The sequence below is a fragment of the Coprococcus intestinihominis genome (assembly GCF_040096555.1).
GTDB lineage: Bacteria > Bacillota > Clostridia > Lachnospirales > Lachnospiraceae > Coprococcus_A > Coprococcus_A intestinihominis.
In genome coordinates, this window is the sequence record NZ_JBBMEK010000285.1 from 1 (window position 1) to 4,038 (window position 4,038).

Genomic DNA, 4,038 nt, shown 5'->3' on the forward strand with positions numbered 1-4,038 from the left:
CCGATCTGTACAAAACACTGCCTAAGTACCGGCTGGTGCTGAAGCACCTGTGTGGGATAAGCTCCTTCTAAAGTTCGTTACTTTTGTCTATACAGCGCTCCATTTATGATTTAACCAAACAAAAAGATGAACAGTTTCTGGGATTTTAACAAAAGATCGAGCAATTCTTTTTCAAGTTGTATTAGCCGCCCTTTGCTTATTCAGACAATATAAAAAACTCTAATGTGGCAATCATTTGTTTATATAAACGCTTCGCGCTTAATACACAAAGATAGTACGGTCTAATAACTTGAAAATGGAATTAAAATGAGTCTACTCACACAAGTGCTTCATCGTTGGCCGGTCCTTAGGCGGCGTCTTTTGCCGCCTTACGTACCGTTGCCAAACGATGGCAGTGCAAACGTGCTTGTGTGAGTAGACTCATTCTAATTCCATTATAAGTACTCTAAACCGTACTTCGTTTATCTATTAGCGCGAAGCCTCTTTCTATAACCAGGCTTTAATCTTAGCATAAATACCTGCTGCATCCAGACCGTATTTTTCAAGCAGTTTGACTGCCGGTCCGGATTCACCGTATACATCGTTCATGCCGATCTTCAATACTTTCACTGGTTCTCTCTCGCATAATACATCGCAAACTGCGCTGCCGAGGCCGCCGATAACGGAGTGTTCTTCTACTGTTACGATCTTGCCTGTCTTCTTGGCTGCTTCTGCAATTAAATCAGCATCGATTGGCTTGATGGTATGGATATTGATAACCTGTGCATGAACGCCCTCTTCTTCCAGCTTAGCTGCTGCCGCCAGAGATTCGTTAACACAAAGGCCTGTTGCCACAATTGTCAGGTCTGTGCCTTCCTTTAAGACAACGCCCTTGCCAATCTCAAACTTATAATCCGGACGGTCATTGATGACCGGTACTGCCAGACGGCCAAAACGCAGATAAACAGGTCCCTGGTGCTCATAAGCAGCCTTTACAGCAGCTCTTGCTTCGATATCATCGGAAGGGTTGATCACAACCATGCCCGGGATTGTACGCATCAGGGCAATATCCTCGTTGCACTGATGGGTGGCACCATCTTCACCAACAGAAATGCCGGCATGGGTGGCACCAATCTTCACATTCAGATGTGGATAGCCGATACTGTTTCTGATCTGTTCAAAAGCACGGCCTGCTGCAAACATTGCAAAAGAACTTGCAAACGGCACTTTGCCGGTTGCAGCAAGACCAGCTGCGATACCCATCATATTGCACTCAGCAATACCACAGTCGATATGTCTTTCAGGAAATTCCTTCTTAAAAATACCTGTCTTGGTTGCTTCAGCAAGGTCAGCATCCAGAACGACAACCTCTTCATGTTCCTTGCCAAGCTCTACCAGAGCATGACCATAGCTTTCTCTTGTAGCGATTTTCTTTACTTCTGACACAGTGCTTCACCTGCTTTCTCTAATTCATCCATGGCGATGGCATACTCTTCGTCATTCGGAGCCTTGCCATGCCATCCGGCTTTATTCTCCATGAAAGATACGCCTTTGCCCTTCACACTCTTCAGAATGATGGCTGTAGGCATGCCCTTTGTCTCTCTTGCTTCCTTGAAAGCAGCTCTTAATGCCTCAAAATCGTGGGCATCCACATCTGCGATCACATGGAAATTGAAAGCTTCAAACTTCTTGTCAATCGGATATGGTGAGCAGACATCTGCAATATTGCCGTCAATCTGAAGGCCATTGTTATCAACGATCACAACCAGGTTGTCCAACTTGCGGTGGCCGGCAAACATGGAAGCCTCCCAAACCTGCCCTTCCTGGATCTCACCATCACCCAGTAATGTATAAACACGGTAGTCATCATGGCTGAGCTTAGCTGATAAAGCCATGCCGACTGCCGCTGAAATTCCCTGTCCTAATGAACCTGAAGACATATCAACACCCGGAATATGCTTCATATCAGGATGACCCTGAAGATAAGAACCGATGTGACGCAGTGTCTTCAGATCTTCTACAGGGAAATAACCTCTCTGAGCCAATACAGAATAAAGTCCAGGTGCAGTATGACCCTTAGACAGAACGAAACGGTCTCTGTCTGCTTTCTTAGGATCTGCAGGATCAATATTCATCTCCTCAAAATACAAATACGTAAATACGTCTGCTGCCGATAAGGAACCGCCCGGATGTCCTGCCTTTGCAGAATGTACCGATGTTACAATCCCCTTGCGGACTTCATTGGCAATTTTCTTTAATTCAATAACGTCCATTTTTACCTCCTATGTGCACTTTTCTATGGCACTAATTATCAATCAGGCAACTTCCACTATACCACATCCGCCGCCGAATTAAAAGCTGTTTTCCGATTTTAAAAGAAAATTCTTCTTTCTGTCGATCATTTCATCAATACGCTCAATATAATCTTTGACACTCTTGACATTTTCCACACGTTCAATGCGATGTCCATGCTCATTGTGAAAAACAAACTTTGATGATGCACCGGCACCCAGCGCAAGAATTGTCTGCTTCTCCTCCATGATCAGAATATTATAAAGGCCCTCGCAGCCTTTTCTGGCATAACCTACATTCTCAAGATTGCCCGCAATATTTTTCTGACGGTACAAATAGTAAGGTTCTGCCTCTATGGCCAGCGCACCTTCATGGCTGATACCGATCATTCTGTTCACCTCATCAGCTCCCGCAACCGGAAACTGCTCTCTGTTCTGATTCAGGAAAGCCGCACGCTTCAAAGCCAGAGAATGCACCGTCACACTGTCCGGTGCCAGATCCACAATCGCATCCATGGTCCGCTGCATATGTTCACTTGTCTCCCCAGGTAGCCCTGCGATCAGGTCCATATTAATATTCATAAATCCTGCTTCTCTGGCCATATGAAAGGCCTGCTTCACTTCTTCTGTTGTGTGGCGTCTGCCGATCAGATCCAGTGTTTCCTGATTCATCGTCTGCGGATTAATCGAAATACGATCAATATGGTGTTTTCTCAGTACCTTCAGCTTATCCTCCGTAATGCTGTCCGGTCTTCCGGCTTCCACAGTTTTCTCACTGACATGCGCCAGATCAAAATATTGTTCCAAACAGGTCAGAAGACGGTCCATCTGAGCCGCTGAAAGTGATGTCGGTGTGCCGCCGCCCATGTAAAAAGTCAGAAGCTTTTTGTTCCCCATCATAGTGGACGCCGCTTCAATTTCTTTACACAATGCATCCAAATAGTTATCCACCTGCTTTTCCCAGACAGATAACGGATACGACGAAAAAGAACAGTAGGCACAAATTGAAGGACAGAAAGGAATCCCCACATACAAACTGAATGTATGATCATAATCAACATCTTTCAAAACCTTCGCTTCATTCTCCGCTACAATCGCACAAAGCGATGCCTTTTCATCAGAAACAAGATAGGTATCCTTCAGATAGTGAATGGCATCCGCCCTTGACGCACCGCTTTCATACATCTCCATGGGCAGTTTCGTTGGTCGAATACCGGTCAGTGTCCCCCATGGCAGCACCATCCCCGTATATTCCGACAAAAGACGATAGACAAGGTTCTTGATATCATTTCTTCCCAAACGATAATTTTCAAAATGACAGTCGCCCTCTTTTTCAAGACTTCTGCCATTATGATCTTTTAATACCAAAGCGGTATGATTTTCTGTATACCGAACATCCAGGCAGACATTCCATTCTTCCCCATTCAATACAATCTTCTCACCATAGAAGAATGCCATCAAAAGGGATCGAATATCATTTTCATAATCTGTTCGGTTCATAGATAATGCAATCATCAAAATCCTCCCATTCCATCTGCATTTAAATTGCTGTTCCCAGCCAAAATCAATGACTGAGATAAGGCTGCTGCAAAACCGATATCTATCAGTCCTGCAGCAGCCCTGTCAATCGCTGTTCGCTTTCATCTAAAAAAATGGATTATACTGTTTCTCGTATCCAATGCTTGTCACACTGTCATGTCCCGGATATACCTGCACATCATCCGGCAGTACAAACAACTGCTCTTTCACAGAGCGAACAAGCTGTGAC

3 protein-coding genes are annotated in these 4,038 nt (G+C 44.8%); all 3 read right to left on the reverse strand.

Annotated features, from left to right (window positions below; all coding sequences use genetic code 11):
* Positions 1–486: 486 nt before the first annotated feature.
* The 3 genes from WMO25_RS15700 to hemZ all read right to left on the reverse strand — a co-directional run bounded on the left by WMO25_RS15700 (position 487) and on the right by hemZ (position 3,785).
* On the reverse strand, positions 487–1,425 hold the full coding sequence (locus WMO25_RS15700) for a transketolase family protein (RefSeq protein WP_117538949.1): 939 nt from the start codon (positions 1,423–1,425) through the stop codon (positions 487–489).
* The gene (locus tag WMO25_RS15705) at positions 1,413–2,252 is read right to left on the reverse strand and encodes a transketolase (RefSeq protein WP_015514685.1); all 840 of its coding nucleotides are present in this window, start codon (positions 2,250–2,252) and stop codon (positions 1,413–1,415) included. Before WMO25_RS15705 ends, WMO25_RS15700 begins: the two co-directional genes overlap by 13 nt.
* Before the next feature lie 78 nt (positions 2,253–2,330).
* Positions 2,331–3,785: a coproporphyrinogen dehydrogenase HemZ gene (gene hemZ, locus WMO25_RS15710; RefSeq protein ID WP_349086110.1), complete on the reverse strand. Its 1,455-nt coding sequence runs from the start codon at positions 3,783–3,785 to the stop codon at positions 2,331–2,333.
* Positions 3,786–4,038: the final 253 nt, after the last annotated feature.